The organism is Oscillatoria salina IIICB1 (assembly GCF_020144665.1).
Classification (GTDB): Bacteria; Cyanobacteriota; Cyanobacteriia; order Cyanobacteriales; family SIO1D9; genus IIICB1.
The window spans coordinates 32,279-48,543 of the sequence record NZ_JAAHBQ010000027.1 but is presented as its reverse complement, the minus strand read 5'-3'; the positions used below and the strand labels follow the sequence as shown (position 1 = coordinate 48,543).

Genomic DNA, 16,265 nt, shown 5'->3' with positions numbered 1-16,265 from the left:
AGCAACTTTTTTATGCACCCCGAATGAAGATTTTTTCCTTCACACTTCAGTTTTGAGAGTTGTTTGCGAACAAAGAGCGGCGATCGCTTCGGGAATAATTTGATTAAGATTACCTGCTCCTAAAAACAAAGCGAGATCGCCCGGTTGCAGAATTGAAGGTAAGAAACTGCTCAAGTCGGAAACAGAGGCTTGGTAAAACACTTGTGGATGATGTGCCGCGATCGCTTCAACAACATCTTTGCCACTAACTTCGCCTAAGTCTGGTTCACCAGCACTGTAAATGTCTGTAACAACTACCACATCAGCATCGCTAAATGCTTCACCAAACTCGGACAAAAATGCCCAAGTACGGCTGTAACGATGAGGTTGAAAAATTGCCACCACTCGCTGTCTCGATTCTGGTTGATTTTTTTCTACTTGTAAACGAGCCGCCGCCAAAGTTGCCCTAATTTCACTAGGATGGTGAGCATAATCATCAATGAAGGTAACGCCACCAGACTTACCTTTCAACTCAAAACGCCGTTTAGCTCCTTCAAATGTAGCGATCGCTGCCGCAATTTCGGCAAACTCTAAACCTATTTTCCGTCCGACCGCGATCGCTGCTAAAGCGTTACTTAAATTATGAGTTCCCAGTAAGGGGAGTTCCAACTCACCCAAAACTTTGCCTCTTTCGATAATTTCTGCTTTTGTCCCGCTAGCGCCATAATTAACTTTACTTACCGTATAATCTGCTTGGCTTTCTGGATTCAGACTGTAGGTAATTGAAGGATTTAGTTTTTCCCGCACTATGTCGCAATCGAGGCATCCTACCAAAGTTTCGCATTTACCAGCAAAGATCTGAAAAATACCTACTACTTCTGCCAAACTCTGATAGTGATCTGGATGGTCGAGTTCAATATTGGTGACTACACCAATATTGGCAGCTAACTTGGATAACGAACCATCCGATTCATCAGCTTCAGCAACTATATACCTACCCTCGCCTAAACGAGCATTTCCTTGCCAAGCATTAACTTCACCACCAACTACTACTGTCGGATCTAAACCTGCCTTAAGCAAAACATATCCTATTAAACTACTGGTTGTAGTTTTACCATGAGTTCCAGCGACAGCGATACTGTAGTAATCCTGTATCAAAGCAGCTAACAAATCCGAGCGATGAAAAATCGGACAGCCTAAGCCTCTAGCTGCCAAATACTCTGAATTCGTTGGGCTAATTGCTGTCGAACAAATAACTTGAGGCAAACCCGGTTCAAATTTGAGTTTGCTTGCATAACTATTGGATTGGGAACCGGTAACACTCGTCGGTGCAACTTTAGTTCCACCCACAGTCACTGTTGGTAAAGCAACCTTCTGTGACTCAAACTTTGCTTGAAAGAATTCTAAATTACTCCCTTCTTGAGAGCTAAAAATATGAGCGCCTGCGGAATGCAAGCGTTCGGTAATGTGCGTCGAACGAAGATCGGAACCCGATACAGGTAGCTGACGCTGGGCTAAAATGTAGGCTAATGCCGACATTCCAATTCCGCCAATACCGATGAAATGAAATGGCTTACCGCTAAAATCAACAGTCTTTGACATCAAATCTCCTTACACACCACACCACACACGCCGAATTTACGCATTAATACGCGCTTATAATATCAAGAATTGATTTGGCAAGATATAGCGAATAAAAATTTACTTGGCTAGAGTTTGCTAGGTTTGTAGGTTATGTTACATTCAACTCAATCTCATCTTCCCTGAGATGGTTTTAACTTATAATCGCGGAATTTTCCAGTAAATCGGGAAACTTTACGCTAACCACTACCGTCAACTAGCAACTTGCCAAGAAGCCCTTTGCTAGAGATGAGACGATCTGCTGAGTGCAACTAAGACAAGTTGTGGCATTCAGATTGCTCCCCAAGTAACCAGAATTTTGACGAAAAGACTTTCAGGAGGAAGCGCTTACGGCAACGTCGGCGCAGCTACCAAACTTTACCAGACTAACGAGTCAATTATATCTGGTGAAAGTAAAAGTTGTTGGGTGACAAACAAAAGCCTTGAGAGGATTTTCTGCCACGTCGAATTAAAAAACTCATTTTTAATGGGCAAGCTTTGCGATATGATCGGGGACATTAAGAATAAATAATTTATTGAACTTGAACACAGAGGGCAAGACGCAGTGATTAGAGTAGCGATCAACGGGTTTGGACGCATCGGACGTAACTTCCTGAGATGCTGGCTGACTAGAGAAGACAGTCAGTTGGAGATTGTGGGTATTAATGATACTTCTGACCCCAAAACTAATGCCCACTTGCTGAAATATGATTCGATGCTGGGTACGCTGGATGCTGAGATAGGGGCGGATGAAAATTCTCTGACTGTCAATGGCAAAACAATTAAGTGCGTGTCCGATCGCAACCCATTAAACTTGCCCTGGGAAGCCTGGGGAATTGACTTAGTTGTAGAATCTACAGGGGTCTTTGTCACTGAAGAAGGTGCTTCTAAGCATTTAGCCGCAGGTGCGAAGCAAGTTTTGATTACAGCTCCTGGTAAGGGCGGAGATATCGGCACTTACGTGATGGGGGTTAATCACGACCAATACGAACATGGTAAGCAGAAAATTGTTAGCAATGCTAGTTGTACGACTAACTGTCTCGCTCCTATTGCTAAGGTAATTCACGAAGAGTTTGGCATTGTTAAGGGGACGATGACGACGACTCACAGCTATACTGGCGACCAACGTTTACTGGATGCTAGCCACCGCGATTTGCGACGTGCAAGAGCGGCTGCAATTAATATCGTTCCGACAACCACTGGTGCAGCTAAGGCTGTGGCTTTGGTTTTACCGGATTTGAAGGGGAAACTCAATGGTATTGCTTTGCGCGTACCAACTCCTAATGTTTCTGTTGTGGATTTGGTTGTGGAAGTTGAGAAAAGTGCGATCGCCGAACAGGTTAATGATGTTTTGAAAGAGGCTGCTGAAGGTTCTCTCAAAGGCATTCTTGCTTATAATGAAGATCCTTTGGTTTCTTGTGACTATCGTAAAAGCGATGCTTCTTCGATCGCTGATGGTAGCCTGACTATGGTTATGGGCGGTAATATGGTTAAGGTTGTTGGCTGGTATGACAATGAGTGGGGTTACTCGCAACGAGTTGTCGATCTGGCAGAATTAATCGCTCAGAAGTGGCAGTAAAATCAATTTAGAAGGCAAGTGAAAGGCAATTTGTGCTTCTCTAAATTGGATTAAGACTTAGGAGGTCAGAAATAAGGTTCAAAATTAAGCCGTTAGCCTGGTTTTGCCTTATTTCTGACTTCTATGTTTTCGGTTCTGGTTGGCAATTGGGGGCGATTTTACTTAGTGTTGTCAAGATTTTGTTAATCAAAAATTACCTTAATTTGCTGGGTTTCATTGGCTCAAAAGTGTGGGAATCTTTCGTTGATGTTGATTGATTGCTGAGGATATTTACCTTGGCTGTCTGTTAAGATGACCGGTTTTTCGGTAGTTATTTTGCCGATAATTGCCGCACAATCCCCTAATTTTGCCACTAAAGCTACTGCTTGAGGATGAGGAAGGCAAATCACTAATTCAAAGTCTTCACCGCCGTATAAAGCCCATTCTAGAGCTTTTTCGGGGGATACTAGTTCGAGTAGTGCCGGGTGCATGGGAATTTTGGCAAGGTCGATTTGGGCGCTGAGATTGCTGAATTGACAAATTTGAATTACTGCGTCTGCTAATCCGTCGCTGCTGTCCATCCCCGCCACCGAAAATTTTTTCTTGACAATATTAAATAAATGTGGTAATAAATCAAGCCGTGGTTGAGGACGTTGATGCGCCCGGAGCAAAAACTCGCGAGATTGAGGATCGAGATGCTGAGCTGTTTGCGGGTGGAGGAGTAATTCCAAACCTGCTCGCGAATTACCGTGGTAGCCAGTAACGACAATTGCGTCTCCAGGTTGCGCTGCTGACCTAGTAATGGCTTGCGATCGCCGAACTTGACCAAAAGCTGTAATTGAGACTGTAACCACCTCAGAACGGCAAATATCGCCACCAAGGATAGGAGTATCATACTGTCCCAAGCAATCAGCAAGACCTTGGTAGAAACGCTCTACCCAATCTAAGGAAACATCTGCTCGAAGAGCCAAACCCACAGTAATCCCAACCGGAGAAGCTCCCATAGCCGCTAAATCAGACAAATTAGCAGCAGCAGCACGCCAACCAGCATCTTCAGGAGAAGTAGTGCGATCGCTAAAATGCACCTTATCGACTAACAGATCGGTCGTTACCACCAGAGAGCGATCGCTAGCCAAATCGATTACTGCTGCATCATCACCCACGATTTCCGGAGGACAAAAGCGTTTCAGGCGTTGTAGAAGACCTTGTTCTCCCACATCTTTTACTGTCTGTGGCAATTGATTCATGATGGGATTGGGGAGGAGGGGATTGGGGAGGAGGGTTCAGTTATCAGTAAACAGTGAACAGTTAGCACGTAGCCGCATTTATCAGTTTATCTTCTTATCTTCCAAGTTCTCGCCCTCTCTCCACTGTCCCCAGTCTCTCTTGTCTCCAATCTCTACTGACAACTGATAACTGGTAACAGTTAACTGTTAACTGTTAAGTTGTGGTTGAACCAAATTGTCACTACCCTTAACAACTTTGGCACTAATAATCTTGTCTCCTGGTGCCAGTTTTTCAATAACTTCTGCACCATCGACCACATAACCAAAGACAGAATAACGTCCGTCCATCAGATTAAAACCTGGAGGAGTCAGTTCCGTATCGAATTTGAAGAAGAAAAACTGAGAAGAACCGCCATTAGGGTCATTACCCGGACGTGCTAAAGCCACTGCACCATAAGCGTTAAAAGGTAGAACAGGTTGAGCCAGGTAAAGTCCAGCCGCTTCGAGAGTCATACCGTAAAGTGGCTCATCTTCGCCTTTAACTAGCACTTCCAAAGGAATAGCGCGGTATTCTCCAGTTGCGGGATCGATAAAACCGTATTCAGGTCCCGGTGGGTCGCCAGTTTGGACAATAAAATCTTGGGAAGGCATAATCTCCATGCCATCGTAAAATCCTCTTTGTACCAAATCGACAAAATTACCAGCATTAACAGGAGCGCTGTAACCATCAACGACAATGGTAAGAGAGCCTTTTTCGGTTTCCATTTCTACAGTAGCGCGACCCTTGAGTTGAGGCAGATGAGAATATTCAGCAGGTACTTCAAAGGGAAATTCTGTCACCATCATCGCTTCGAGATCGTTAAGCTCGTTGAGAATTGCCCTTCTTTGCTGCCAAACTGCATCTAGATCTTGAGAATCAACAGCTTCTCGGAGTTGACTGACTTTCTCCTTCATTCGAGCAATGAGAGACTCAGCATCCGTTTGGCGATCGCTATTGATGCTGGCTAACAATTTGTCAGCATTGAGGTTTAAAATCTTGGAAGCTTCTTTAACATCTCGGCTAATTGGGCTCCAGCGTTTGCTTCGTAAATGAGTGGAAATATCTTCAATGCTACGTTGTAAATCGCGCACCGTTTGGTTATCAAGAGGAAGGGCATAGCGTAAAATTGCCGTCGGATCGGTGATTGCATCTCCTTGAGCCAAACTACTCTTACGGGCAGTTTCGTTGCTGCCAAAGTTCCACCAAGCCCCACTCAGAGAGATAGAAAGTGCTACCAGCAGGACAACTGTCACGCTAGTTTTGAGTAAGCGCTTGCACCAATTAAACAAATTAAGTTTTTCAAGTGGCATAAATTTATATTGCAATTCAATTTTTACTATTTGGGTTGTTATTGGGTAGCGAACAGTGACCAGTTATCAGTTATCAGTAGAGATTGGAGACAAAAGAGACTGGGGACAGTTGAGAGAGGGGGAGGACTGAGAAGATAAACTGATAAATGCGGCTACGTGCTAACTGTTCACTGTTTACTGATAACTGAACCCAATCCCCAATCCCCTCCTCCCTAATCCCCCAATTCCCCTTTTCGATCTTGCCATAGGGTGGTACCAGAAAATAGCCTAACTTGAAGAGAGAGAAAGAGCTATTGAGCGGTAAAATGTATTCCGGTTCCTCCTTCCTGGGGTAGATCGGTGCTAGCTAAGCGATCGATTTCTGGGAGAATAAAAGGACAACAGAAGCAGAAAGTGCGTTGGCTGTGATTTTGGTGAAAGAGCTTCATGATTTCTAGTAACGACTTTAGAACTGGTGTTTCGATAGAGTTAGATGGTGCGGTCTGGAGAGTGATCGAATTTCTCCATGTCAAACCTGGTAAAGGATCGGCTTTTGTCCGAACCAAGCTAAAAAATGTGCAGACGGGTAGTGTTGTCGAGCGTACCTTCCGCGCTGGAGAAACAGTTCCCCAAGCGATCTTGGAGAAAAGAACAATGCAGTATACCTATCCTGAGGGCGATCGCCTAGTGTTTATGGACATGGAAACCTTTGAAGAGACAAGGTTAACTCCCGAACAAATTGGCGATCGCGTCAAATATATCAAAGAAGGTATGGAAATTAACGTTGTCCAGTGGGAAGGACAAGTGCTGGAAGTAGAATTACCCACCTCAGTTACTTTAGAAGTAATTGAAACCGATCCGGGAGTTAAAGGCGATACGGCTACTGGTGGCTCGAAACCAGCTACAGTAGAGACTGGCGCTCAAGTAATGGTTCCTTTGTTTATCTCCGTGGGAGAAAAGATTAAGATTGATACCCGCAACGATTCTTATCTGGGTAGAGAAAGCTAAACAACAAATTGTCATTACTTATTCAGTCAGAGTTGCTCTTGTCTGGATGCAACTGAAGGCTGACAATGGAAAATTAACAAACTTTTGGGATGCACGATCTGTGCCTGTAGACTTTAACGAAATTCGCGAACTTCTTGCCGCGATCGCGCAAACTGATATTGCGGAACTAACTCTGAAAAGTGAAGAGTTTGAATTAACTTTGCGCCGGGGTGTACCTGCTCTACCCACCACTAATGGGGGGGCAGACAGTTCGGCGGGGTTGGCAGTTGCCCCTGTTCCTAGTTCCTCGCTCAAGTCGCCTGCTCCTAATAGCACGGCTTCTGAAACTGCTTCTCCATCTACTCCTGACAGTAGTAAATGGGTGGAAATTACTTCACCAATGGTGGGAACTTTTTATCGCGCACCCGGACCTGATGAACCGCCTTTTGTTGAGGTTGGTCAAACTATTCGCCCGGGTGAAACCGTCTGTATTATCGAAGCGATGAAGCTAATGAATGAAATTGAAGCAGAAATTTCTGGACAAGTGATGGAAATTGTCGTCAAAAACGGAGAACCTGTTGAGTACGGTCAAACTTTGATGCGGATCGATCCCGAATCATAATCACTAGATTGTTATTGACGGATGAGACTGTTAAAATTTGGGGATCGAGTAGTTAGCTTAGTTTAATGCAACTAGCAAAACCCGTACCTCAAGAAGTTGTCCAACAAGTTGCTGAGTATTTCAGCATCTTGAGCGAACCAATGCGTCTGCGTATTTTAAATTTACTGCGCGACGGTGAAAAGTGCGTTCAAGAGCTAGTTGAGGCAACTCAAACTTCCCAAGCCAATGTCAGCAAGCACTTAAAAGTTATGCTGCAAGCTGGCATTCTTAGTCGTCGCAGTGAAGGCACTTCTGCTTACTATAGCGTTGCCGATCCCTTGATTTACGAGTTATGCACCTTGGTTTGCAATCGCCTCGCCACGCGCATCGAACAGCAAGCTCGTCACTTCCGCGATTTTAGTCTTGCTAATCGAGAATAGTTGAGTTAACAACAGCAGGTGAGGCGTGAGATTTGAGCTTTTCAGGTAACTTTAAAGGTCAAAATCTTTTTCAAAGCCTTTGCGGGTTAGAGGTTGATCGAGGAGAAGTCCTTCGCCTCCTAAAACTTCTAGTGTTTTTCCTTCGACTTCAATCCAAACTTGGGCATTAGGGTCTAAGCTTGTGGCTGTATAAATTACTTGTGCCACACGCCCTGTCATGGAAGCAGTTCCTCCACCTGTGGTAAATTCTTCTGAGAGATTGACGTGAACTCCGTCATTCTCTAGGGTTAAGCTACGCAATGTAGTTCCATCGGGAATGGTGGTGCTGAAATTTTTGTCACTCGGTCCTGCTAAAAGGCGCTTGAAAGCACTTTCGAGGATTTGCTCTGGTTGAGCAGTATTTTCGATCGTAATCGCGTTCGGAACGACTTCAATGTCATTGCTGGTAGCCCCAATCCAATAAACTTCTGCTTTTTGAGTTTCTGTTTGTCTGACAGAGGTGGGTGCTTGTTCAGTTGGGGAACTAGCTGGTGGTGAGGAAGTTCTTAGGGAATGCCAAGCCCACCAACCGCCACCAGCAACTGCGATGACTACGGCTGCTGAGACGCCCGCAATGACTCCAAGCCCTACTCGACGATTTTTTTCTTGATTTTGCATAAATTTGCCCTCCTTTAGGGTTCGACATGAGCAGCCAGAGGAGGTTTTGCACCCACACTACTCTCAAGGGCGATCGCGATTTCCGCTCCGGAAACATCCAGGAAATGCTACTGTTACTCTTGATTTACTCAATGGGGTTAGTAGTTACGGATGATGCTGCCTCTACTCTGAGAAATGCTGCTAGTTGAATCGCGTCTGTTTCTAGCTTTAATTGTAAGATCCGTGCTGTAATCTCTGGCGGTAAGATTTTGCTCAGATCGAGGTTTTCTTTGGCTCGATTTGCTAAACCGTTGACGAAGACAGCAGGAATCGATCTATCGTTGAGAGACACTCCTGGTTCGATTAGCTCTAGACGTTTTCCTGCTAACACTTTTAATCCTGATTCGAGATCGATTTTAAGCTCTTCTTCTGCTTGACGCAATCTCAGTTGCAAACGAAAGCGATCGCTGCCTAAAAATTCTATTTCTAGATTGCTTAATTCGTAACCTTCGGCGGTCGTTCCTGGAAAATTCTTCAGCGCTCTATTGACAGCTTGCTCTATTCGTGCTTTTATTCTCGGCGATTTTAAAGCTCGATTGAGATCGGCTTCGGTTAAAACTAAGCGCACTCCGGCTTGTATTGGTTTCCGGAAATATTGGGGAAATTTACCTTCTCTTGTTCGTAAAGTCCGCCAATCTACATCGAGTGGATCTGTTTCTAATTCTAAGACATCGAGCCGAATATCTGGTGTGAGTTGTACTCCTCTACTAGCCAGACGCACTCGCTCTATTTTTCCTTGAATAATTTGATAACTGGGAGCATTATCGATCCGAATTTGAAACTCTTCTACTGCTTCAAACCGAGAGCGAAAGGCGTTTTCAATGTTACTATCAATAATTACACCGCCTGGAGTAAAAATGCTCAGTAAGCTAGCTAGAAAAATAGTCAGAAATTCCATAATCTTTACCCATATTTATTAGCAATTGACTGTCAGCGAACGGTCGCTCTTGATTATTTTAAAGCCGTATCAATTTCTGGTAACTTAAGCATTACCCCGACAAAAAACCAATAATAAACTGCTACTGGATCGACCGCAAGTGGGTAGTAATAGGTGTTATAACCAACTAAAAATACAAATACCCAAAGACAAATTGCTAGGTCGCGTAAGGATGGCTCTTTGAGCGATCTATAGGCATTGTAAGTCAGTAAAATTAAAACTGAAATTACACTCAAAAATGCTAAAACTCCTACTGGTCCAATTTCGTAAAGTAAACCGGCATAATAAGTTTCGATTAGTTTAGTATTAGCTAAAATCCGAGCGGAATTTGTAGCTTTACCTAAGCCATTTCCTAACCATCCTGATTGTTCGGCAATTACCCAGTCAAATTGATCGACAATAAAATAGTGGGGTGGGGAAGCATTCCAACGAAAGATAAAACTTCTTAAGCGCTGTTGAACTTTTTCTGAGTTACTAGCAATTAAGGTGGCTATGAGCAAAACTCCACCTAATTTTACAGGTAGCCAATGCTTGTGTTTATCTGTTAATAATGTTAGAATTATTAAGGTGGCAGGAACTAAAGCAAGGGCGATTCTTTGACCAGAAATTACTGCCATAACTACGATCGCGGCGAGTGCAATCCAACTAAGAATTCGCCAATGAATTTGGCGATCGCTGATGCTTGTAGCATAGCTGAAAAAGCTACTGGATATCAAAAACCAGCCCCATTGCCAAGGTGCGACAAAGGTGCCTGGTAAGCGAATTAACTTCCATTCTGGATAATACAATAAAGAGCCGCCGACTAAACATCGGGCTTCTAAGGTGGCTTTGTGGATGGCTTCTCCACTTAAGTTAGTACTACCAGGACATACGCCTGTTACTAAGAGAATATATTGTAATAAACCTAAACTGCAACAAATTATAATTAAAATTACGTGGAGACGCATTAAGAAGAATAAGTCGGATTTGGAGCGAATTAAATAGTAGGCGCAAAAAATTAAGGGTATATACCCTAATAATACTTTTAAACCAAGTATTCCTACTAAAACTGAATTATCATTTGCTCCTGCTTCGATTTGCTGGGGGACATTGACAAACAGAAGAGTTATTAAGCAAACTGCGACTAGCAAAAAAAGTGCTGGAATTAAAGGTTTGATTTTGGGATGGGGTTGGGGAATTTGGGCTGCGGAGTCGATTAAGGCGAAAAGTGGGGGAATATAGAAAGCGTCTTTGATTAAGTGGTAGAGTGGATTGCCAGCACCAATGGAATAGGTTATGCTGCCACTGATGGGTAAGTAAATTAGGAAAATCCATAAGCCTGTGCGAGGATATTGGTAGGAAAAAAAGCTACTAAGCAAAATTATCGCGATCGCCACTCCTGTTGATACGTCGCTAAGTAAGCTTAAACCAAATCCGACTGTAACAGCTAGAGCTACTGCTACAATTGTGTATCTAGTCAGTTTTTGCCTCTTCATTTTTTCAGTATAGTCAGCAGTTCTGGCGATCGTCTCTAGTTTCTTTAACGAGAATTAATCGTCACTGCTGAGATCTACCACTGCAAAGGAGTATCTTAGCGATCGCTACTACTAGATTTTTTTCTTGACTTTTTCACAAGATCGTGCTATTCATCCTTTTTCAAAAGAAAAACTGATTTTGTTCAATTGAGCAAGATACGGGATAAAGCTTAACAACGAAATTAGATTAATCTAAGCATAAAGCTATTTTTCTACTTCCGACCGAAAACCAAAAAAGTAGTAATATCGTTCCAAATTCCTTGATTTGTTGACAATGCTTTTAGTTCGCTAAAATAATCTTGTTTTAATTTTTCTAATTGTCGATCGTCTAATTTAAGGAATTGAAAATATAAAGGATTTTTTAAGATTTTCGACCAACTTGTTACTAAATTTTCCCAAGCCAAATAATTCCCAACTTGTTTAGTTATTACTTCAATATCCTGAAAACCTGCTGCTGCTAAAAGTGTCTTACATTTTTGTTCGTTACCAGTTATTTCGTTCCAATTTGGTAGTTCTAAACCATATTTTTTAGCAACTTTCTGCAAAACTATTCCTGCGATAAAAGACGTTTCGGAAAATACACACAAGCCAATTTCTCCACCAGATTTAAGGAGAGAATACCAGTGATACAAAGCATTAGGAATATTAGTGAAATATGGTAAAGCCGAACAACAAAGCACAAGTTCGAAACTATTTTGGGAGAAGTTTAAAGCTTCTGCATCAGCTTCTATTAGTTCAATATTTTTAAGTCCTAATTGAGCAATTTTGCTTCTACCCTGTTTAAGCATTCCTGGAGAAATATCTACTCCAATCACGCCACCTTGACACCCAACTAATTGGGCTGCTTCGATCGCAACTAAACCCGTCCCTGTAGCAATATCTAAAACTTTTTTTCCTTTAGTTATTTGCGTATATTCGAGCAGCAAATGAGCTATTTGGGGGTGAAACTCACCTCGATCGTAATTAGTGCGAGAATCGAAATAAGCTGCTACTTGTTGTTTATAGCGATCGACTTCAAGAAAATTACTCATAATTTTTTATGGCATCAATGAGCGAATAACTAATCAATTAAAGACGCGACAAAGCGCGTCTCTAGTAATTAAGATGTTACTGCTTCTGTAACTGCTTTCTGCAACGTAGAAACAACTTTATCGAGGGGTATTTCCTGAGAATTTTTAGTTGCTCGTTCGACAAGTTCGACTTTGCCTTGTTTGAGACTGCGTCCGGTTACAATACGGTAGGGGATGCCGATCAAATCTGCATCTTTAAATTTTACCCCGGCTCGTTCGGATCGATCGTCGAGTAAAGTTTCTACCCCGGCTGCATTCAATTCGTCGTACAATTTTTCCGCAGCATTCATCGCTTTTTCGTCAGAAATATTGGGGACAACAATAATTACATGATAAGGCGCGATCGCCACTGGCCAAATTATGCCATCTTTGTCATAAGATTGTTCTACTGCGGCTTGGGCTAATCGCGAAACTCCTACACCATAACAGCCCATTTGTAAAGGAATTTCTTCCCCAGCTTCATTAGTATAAGTTGCGCCCATTGCTTGTGAATATTTGTTACCGAGTTGGAAAATATGTCCAACTTCGATACCTCTAGCCGATTTTAACGTTTGGGTAGAGTCATGAGAAGCGCGATCGCCGATCGTCGCTTTTCTGATATCTACTACCAAATTCGGTAAAGGAAATTCTTTACTCCAATTTGCCCCAACCACGTGATAACCTATTTCGTTAGCACCCGTAACAAAATTTTTCAACTCCACAGCAGTTTTATCGATGATGCGGACAAATTTAGGCGCAACCTCTTTATTTGGACTGATATAATCATCAGCAAGATCCGGAGCAATATAACCTAAAGGTAATGATTTTGCCGCCCATTTTTTCTGGGCAATTTCGTCAGGAACATTTAGTGCCAAAAGTGTTTTAGCATGATATTGAGGAGCTAATTTTACCAACTCATTTTGTAGCTTCACTTCATTAATATCGCGATCGCCTCGGATACTAACTAACACCAAAACCATCATCCCATTGTCATAAACTGCTTCATAAAGTACATTTTTTACTACCACAGTCGGCGAACATTCAAGTAACTCGCATAAAGACGCGATCGTTGGAGTATTTGGAGTTTCTCGTTTTTCGTAACTCGTAAACGGTGAAACTTCTGCATCCGGAGGAAGAGAAACAGCCTTTTCCACATTAGCCGCATATTTCCCATCTTCCGTGTAAAGAACTTCATCTTCACCCGCCTCTGCTAGAATCATAAACTCTTGAGAACCAGATCCGCCGATCGCACCAGAATCAGCTTCCACCGCGCGAAATTCCAAACCACAGCGAGTAAACATATTGCTATAAGCTTGATTCATATCCTGATAAGTTTTTTTCAAGCTTTCAGTGTCAGCATGAAACGAGTAACCATCCTTCATAATAAATTCTCGTCCCCGCATCAAACCAAATCTAGGGCGAATTTCGTCGCGAAACTTCGTTTGAATTTGATACAAATGGAGAGGTAACTGACGGTAAGATCGGATCGTATCCCGCGCAATATAAGTAATTATCTCTTCATGAGTCGGTCCCAATCCTAATTCTCGCTCTTGTCGGTCACTTAAGGCAAACATAATTCCCTCAGCCTTAGTATAAGTATCCCAACGTCCCGACTCTTTCCACAAATCTGAAGGCTGAAGTTGCGGTAACAAGCATTCCATCGCCCCCGTAGCATTCATTTCTTCGCGCACAATTTGAGATACTTTTTGCAATACTCGCCACATCAAGGGTAAATAAGCATAAATTCCGCTACCAATTCGACGAATATACCCCGCCCGCAGCAATAGTTTATGACTAGGAATTTCTGCTTCTGCGGGATCTTCGCGCAAGGTAACGAAAAGCATTTGAGATAAGCGCATTCTGATTTTAGCCTCTGGAGTTAATAATCATTTTTCAGTCTAGAGCATTTGTGGGTTTGGTTTCTAATATTGATGTTTTTTTCTCGCATTCGGCGGAGCCGTTCTCGAAGAGTAGGCGCTAAGGCGCAAAGAAGGCGCGCAAAATGTTAGTTGTTAGTGGTATTTGTTCTTTAAGTGATATTTTTTTCTCGCAAAGTCGCAAAGTCGCAAAGAAGGCGCGCAAAAGCTAGTTGTTAAGGATAATTTTCTATTAACTGTCCAGGGGTGAAAATGTTAATTGTTGAATTGGGGTAATCTTGGGGGTTGCGAGTGACAATTGCTTCTAATTCGTTAACTGTTGCTGCACCATATTGAATAGCATCTTCAAAGTCTGGTAAGTTCGCAGTAAGCGCTATTGTAATTACTGTTTCATCAACAGTAGCTACTTGACAGAAGCTAGCCAAAGTTTGTAAATATCTTAATGTCCACTCTCTACCTTGAACGCGACGAATAATGTAGTATAAATCGCTAAAAGTTGATGCAGAAATATATCCGGTAAATTGTTTTTCTTCAGCCAACTGTAACACGCGATCGCTTTCGGCGCGAAAAGGTTCTCGCTGTAAAGCAACATCAACAATAATGTTAGTGTCTATTAAAACTTTCAAAGGTTGTATTTCTCCTTCATCGCTTCCCATCTAGCTGCTTCTGGATCAAAATCAGGAGGAGTTGGTTGCCAGTTTTTCCGCAAATCTTGAAATGCTTTTACTTTAGTTTGAAAATGAGGTTGATCGGTAATTGACTGTAACTCCTCTACATCGGATTTTGTCTCGGTTTTCTCTAAGATTATCACTTCTACTTCACCTGGAGGTAAATTTACTGGTTCGCTGGCGATTAAATGACCGTTTGTGTCTATTTTTGCTTGAATTTTAGCTGCTTTCATACAATTTATTCAACAAGGTTATCTTTGGTTATTTTCTATTATAGAATATTTGCGAAATAGCGATCGCATCGCCAAGCCACAACCATAAGTAGTTTTTCTCTTAGTTATTTACTGGTGGGAAAACTTTGGCTAAGTTTAAGGATAACTCTGGAAAATTTGGTAAAATCACACCTTCGTTAGCTAGATAAATGCGCTTCATTCGATAACCGTAGTTACCTTGTTCGTCTTGATAGGTTTCTTGGTAAGTTTCTAGGTTGTTTGCGACTAGGTTGAAAATCCAGTAATTAGAAATTACCGCTTCAGCATAAAGCGTTAATTTTGTCGTTCGGTCATAATTTAAGGTGGAATCTGCAACTTCAATTACTAATAATATATCATCGGGTTCCGGATGATGAGAAAGGTAATCGTCAGGACTATTTTTGGCAATAACTCGATCTGGTTCTGGTTCGCTATTGTTAGGAATAATAATTGATTGTTGACCTCGTAGTGTAGCTTTTTCACCTAGTAATTTATATAACTCTCTTTCTAAACGAGTTTCGCATACTGAATGGGCTGTACCTTTTGGTGACATTTCAATAATTTCTCCCCTGATTAATTCTACTCGTTCGTCTTCTCTGAAAAATCCTATTTCAGCGAGACGATGGTATTCAGTGATGGTGAATTTTTTGGTTTTGACTGTTGTCATTTGAATAATTTCTCCTCTGATTAATTCTACTCGTTCGTCTTCTCTCAAAAATCCTATTTCAGCGAGACGATGGTATTCAGTGATGGTGAATTTTTTGGCTTTGACTGTTGACATTGGCGACACAGATTATAATCCTATTAAAATTATAGCCAAAAAAGTTATGTAAGATAGTTTTTCTGTCTCTTAAACTCTGCCGACAATTTCTGGTGCATCGACGTTTAAGTTAAGTTTTTCGCAGGAAAAGCTTAAGCCTTTTTCTGTTAATTCTAAACTCGAAAAAGGACTTTCAGTAGGGATTTGTAATTGACTTTCTATTAAACCAATTTGCGTTTGACAATTCCCCAGGAATAACAGAATTTTCTCGTTTAATCTCCCGAAACTAGGAAAAGGAAACCACACAGGTACAGTCAACCCTTGAAAATTGTATTTCAATGTGCATAATTGGCGACTTCCTTGAGTAATCGAAACTTGTTTTTCGTACTTGTTTCCTGTTTCCCAACTAAATTCTGCTATTTCTTTTGGTAATCCCCAAATTTCTCTTCCTCCGGCTACGGAATCAGGATTATCTACATAAATATGGGACACCCAGCCGCCAAGTTTGTTAGCGTAATTAACTATTCCTGCAATGACAATTAACTCGCTGTATTTTAAGCTGGAATCGCCACTATAATTAGAAATATAAACCCCACTGAGAGTTTTTCCTGGTAAAATGGAAATGATCTCAAAATTATCGGGAATTAGGGGACGTGCTTTGGCTACATCTATTAGTTGTAAATTAGCTAAAGCGTAGCCTTTGAGTTGCCAAGGTGCTGTAGGGTAAGTCATAATGGGGATTGGGGATTGGGGATTGGGGATTAGGGATTGGG

At 42.0% G+C, this 16,265-nt stretch carries 17 protein-coding genes; 4 read left to right on the top strand and 13 right to left on the bottom strand.

The window, feature by feature from the left end; all coding sequences use genetic code 11:
• Positions 1 to 39: 39 nt before the first annotated feature.
• Positions 40 to 1,581 carry a UDP-N-acetylmuramate--L-alanine ligase gene (gene murC, locus G3T18_RS09990; RefSeq protein ID WP_224410405.1) on the bottom strand — a complete coding sequence of 514 codons (1,542 nt, stop codon included), beginning with the start codon at positions 1,579 to 1,581 and terminating at the stop codon, positions 40 to 42.
• A 583-nt stretch (positions 1,582 to 2,164) separates the two neighbouring features.
• Here murC and G3T18_RS09985 point away from each other — a divergent pair.
• Positions 2,165 to 3,178: a type I glyceraldehyde-3-phosphate dehydrogenase gene (locus tag G3T18_RS09985; RefSeq protein ID WP_224410404.1), complete on the top strand. Its 1,014-nt coding sequence runs from the start codon at positions 2,165 to 2,167 to the stop codon at positions 3,176 to 3,178.
• A 221-nt stretch (positions 3,179 to 3,399) separates the two neighbouring features.
• On the opposite strand, the gene thiL is transcribed toward G3T18_RS09985, so the two are convergent.
• The 3 genes from thiL to G3T18_RS09970 all read right to left on the bottom strand — a co-directional run bounded on the left by thiL (position 3,400) and on the right by G3T18_RS09970 (position 6,161).
• Entirely contained in the window at positions 3,400 to 4,404 is a 1,005-nt protein-coding gene (gene thiL / locus G3T18_RS09980) for a thiamine-phosphate kinase (RefSeq protein WP_224410403.1), read from the bottom strand.
• Positions 4,405 to 4,590: 186 nt separating this feature from the next.
• Entirely contained in the window at positions 4,591 to 5,733 is a 1,143-nt protein-coding gene (locus tag G3T18_RS09975; RefSeq protein WP_224410402.1) for a peptidylprolyl isomerase, read from the bottom strand.
• A 290-nt stretch (positions 5,734 to 6,023) separates the two neighbouring features.
• Positions 6,024 to 6,161: a hypothetical protein gene (locus tag G3T18_RS09970; protein ID WP_224410401.1), complete on the bottom strand. Its 138-nt coding sequence runs from the start codon at positions 6,159 to 6,161 to the stop codon at positions 6,024 to 6,026.
• On the opposite strand from G3T18_RS09970, the gene efp reads away from it, so the two are divergent.
• The 3 genes from efp to G3T18_RS09955 all read left to right on the top strand — a co-directional run bounded on the left by efp (position 6,160) and on the right by G3T18_RS09955 (position 7,740).
• A complete protein-coding gene (efp, locus tag G3T18_RS09965; RefSeq protein WP_224410400.1) occupies positions 6,160 to 6,720 on the top strand; it encodes an elongation factor P in 561 nt (186 codons plus the stop codon). The two genes, G3T18_RS09970 and efp, sit on opposite strands and share 2 nt — an antisense overlap.
• Before the next feature lie 100 nt (positions 6,721 to 6,820).
• Positions 6,821 to 7,321, top strand: a complete 501-nt coding sequence (gene accB, locus G3T18_RS09960) for an acetyl-CoA carboxylase biotin carboxyl carrier protein (protein ID WP_224410421.1) — start codon at positions 6,821 to 6,823, stop codon at positions 7,319 to 7,321.
• 65 nt (positions 7,322 to 7,386) lie between these two features.
• Positions 7,387 to 7,740, top strand: coding sequence for an ArsR/SmtB family transcription factor (locus G3T18_RS09955; protein WP_224410399.1), 354 nt, complete (start codon positions 7,387 to 7,389; stop codon positions 7,738 to 7,740).
• A gap of 51 nt (positions 7,741 to 7,791) precedes the next feature.
• On the opposite strand, the gene G3T18_RS09950 is transcribed toward G3T18_RS09955, so the two are convergent.
• The 9 genes from G3T18_RS09950 to G3T18_RS09910 form a co-directional block, all read right to left on the bottom strand.
• Positions 7,792 to 8,397 carry a GerMN domain-containing protein gene (locus G3T18_RS09950; RefSeq protein ID WP_224410398.1) on the bottom strand — a complete coding sequence of 202 codons (606 nt, stop codon included), beginning with the start codon at positions 8,395 to 8,397 and terminating at the stop codon, positions 7,792 to 7,794.
• Between the two features lie 124 nt (positions 8,398 to 8,521).
• The gene (locus G3T18_RS09945; protein ID WP_224410397.1) at positions 8,522 to 9,334 is read right to left on the bottom strand and encodes an LmeA family phospholipid-binding protein; all 813 of its coding nucleotides are present in this window, start codon (positions 9,332 to 9,334) and stop codon (positions 8,522 to 8,524) included.
• A 53-nt stretch (positions 9,335 to 9,387) separates the two neighbouring features.
• Positions 9,388 to 10,848 (bottom strand): hypothetical protein, encoded by a 1,461-nt coding sequence (locus G3T18_RS09940; protein ID WP_224410396.1) that lies wholly within the window; start codon positions 10,846 to 10,848, stop codon positions 9,388 to 9,390.
• Between the two features lie 251 nt (positions 10,849 to 11,099).
• The gene (locus G3T18_RS09935) at positions 11,100 to 11,918 is read right to left on the bottom strand and encodes a class I SAM-dependent methyltransferase (protein WP_224410395.1); all 819 of its coding nucleotides are present in this window, start codon (positions 11,916 to 11,918) and stop codon (positions 11,100 to 11,102) included.
• 68 nt (positions 11,919 to 11,986) lie between these two features.
• The gene (proS, locus tag G3T18_RS09930; protein ID WP_224410394.1) at positions 11,987 to 13,795 is read right to left on the bottom strand and encodes a proline--tRNA ligase; all 1,809 of its coding nucleotides are present in this window, start codon (positions 13,793 to 13,795) and stop codon (positions 11,987 to 11,989) included.
• Positions 13,796 to 14,028: 233 nt separating this feature from the next.
• Positions 14,029 to 14,439, bottom strand: coding sequence for a PIN domain-containing protein (locus G3T18_RS09925; RefSeq protein WP_224410393.1), 411 nt, complete (start codon positions 14,437 to 14,439; stop codon positions 14,029 to 14,031).
• A complete protein-coding gene (locus G3T18_RS09920; RefSeq protein ID WP_224410392.1) occupies positions 14,436 to 14,714 on the bottom strand; it encodes a hypothetical protein in 279 nt (92 codons plus the stop codon). Before G3T18_RS09920 ends, G3T18_RS09925 begins: the two co-directional genes overlap by 4 nt.
• Before the next feature lie 100 nt (positions 14,715 to 14,814).
• Positions 14,815 to 15,399 (bottom strand): Uma2 family endonuclease, encoded by a 585-nt coding sequence (locus G3T18_RS09915; RefSeq protein ID WP_224410420.1) that lies wholly within the window; start codon positions 15,397 to 15,399, stop codon positions 14,815 to 14,817.
• A gap of 183 nt (positions 15,400 to 15,582) precedes the next feature.
• Complete coding sequence (locus G3T18_RS09910; RefSeq protein ID WP_224410391.1) at positions 15,583 to 16,224, bottom strand: acetoacetate decarboxylase family protein; 642 nt, start codon at positions 16,222 to 16,224, stop codon at positions 15,583 to 15,585.
• Positions 16,225 to 16,265: the final 41 nt, after the last annotated feature.

What these genes read in the sequence shown, in the direction of transcription:
- G3T18_RS09945 (WP_224410397.1), bottom strand. Translation starts at nt 9,334, where the DNA reads ATGGAATTTCTGACTATTTTTCTAGCTAGCTTACTGAGCATTTTTACT.
- G3T18_RS09910 (WP_224410391.1), bottom strand. Translation starts at nt 16,224, where the DNA reads ATGACTTACCCTACAGCACCTTGGCAACTCAAAGGCTACGCTTTAGCT.
- G3T18_RS09920 (WP_224410392.1), bottom strand. Translation starts at nt 14,714, where the DNA reads ATGAAAGCAGCTAAAATTCAAGCAAAAATAGACACAAACGGTCATTTA.
- efp (WP_224410400.1), top strand. Translation starts at nt 6,160, where the DNA reads ATGATTTCTAGTAACGACTTTAGAACTGGTGTTTCGATAGAGTTAGAT.
- G3T18_RS09975 (WP_224410402.1), bottom strand. Translation starts at nt 5,733, where the DNA reads ATGCCACTTGAAAAACTTAATTTGTTTAATTGGTGCAAGCGCTTACTC.
- G3T18_RS09940 (WP_224410396.1), bottom strand. Translation starts at nt 10,848, where the DNA reads ATGAAGAGGCAAAAACTGACTAGATACACAATTGTAGCAGTAGCTCTA.
- G3T18_RS09955 (WP_224410399.1), top strand. Translation starts at nt 7,387, where the DNA reads ATGCAACTAGCAAAACCCGTACCTCAAGAAGTTGTCCAACAAGTTGCT.
- proS (WP_224410394.1), bottom strand. Translation starts at nt 13,795, where the DNA reads ATGCGCTTATCTCAAATGCTTTTCGTTACCTTGCGCGAAGATCCCGCA.
- G3T18_RS09950 (WP_224410398.1), bottom strand. Translation starts at nt 8,397, where the DNA reads ATGCAAAATCAAGAAAAAAATCGTCGAGTAGGGCTTGGAGTCATTGCG.
- G3T18_RS09970 (WP_224410401.1), bottom strand. Translation starts at nt 6,161, where the DNA reads ATGAAGCTCTTTCACCAAAATCACAGCCAACGCACTTTCTGCTTCTGT.
- murC (WP_224410405.1), bottom strand. Translation starts at nt 1,581, where the DNA reads ATGTCAAAGACTGTTGATTTTAGCGGTAAGCCATTTCATTTCATCGGT.
- G3T18_RS09915 (WP_224410420.1), bottom strand. Translation starts at nt 15,399, where the DNA reads ATGACAACAGTCAAAACCAAAAAATTCACCATCACTGAATACCATCGT.
- G3T18_RS09935 (WP_224410395.1), bottom strand. Translation starts at nt 11,918, where the DNA reads ATGAGTAATTTTCTTGAAGTCGATCGCTATAAACAACAAGTAGCAGCT.
- thiL (WP_224410403.1), bottom strand. Translation starts at nt 4,404, where the DNA reads ATGAATCAATTGCCACAGACAGTAAAAGATGTGGGAGAACAAGGTCTT.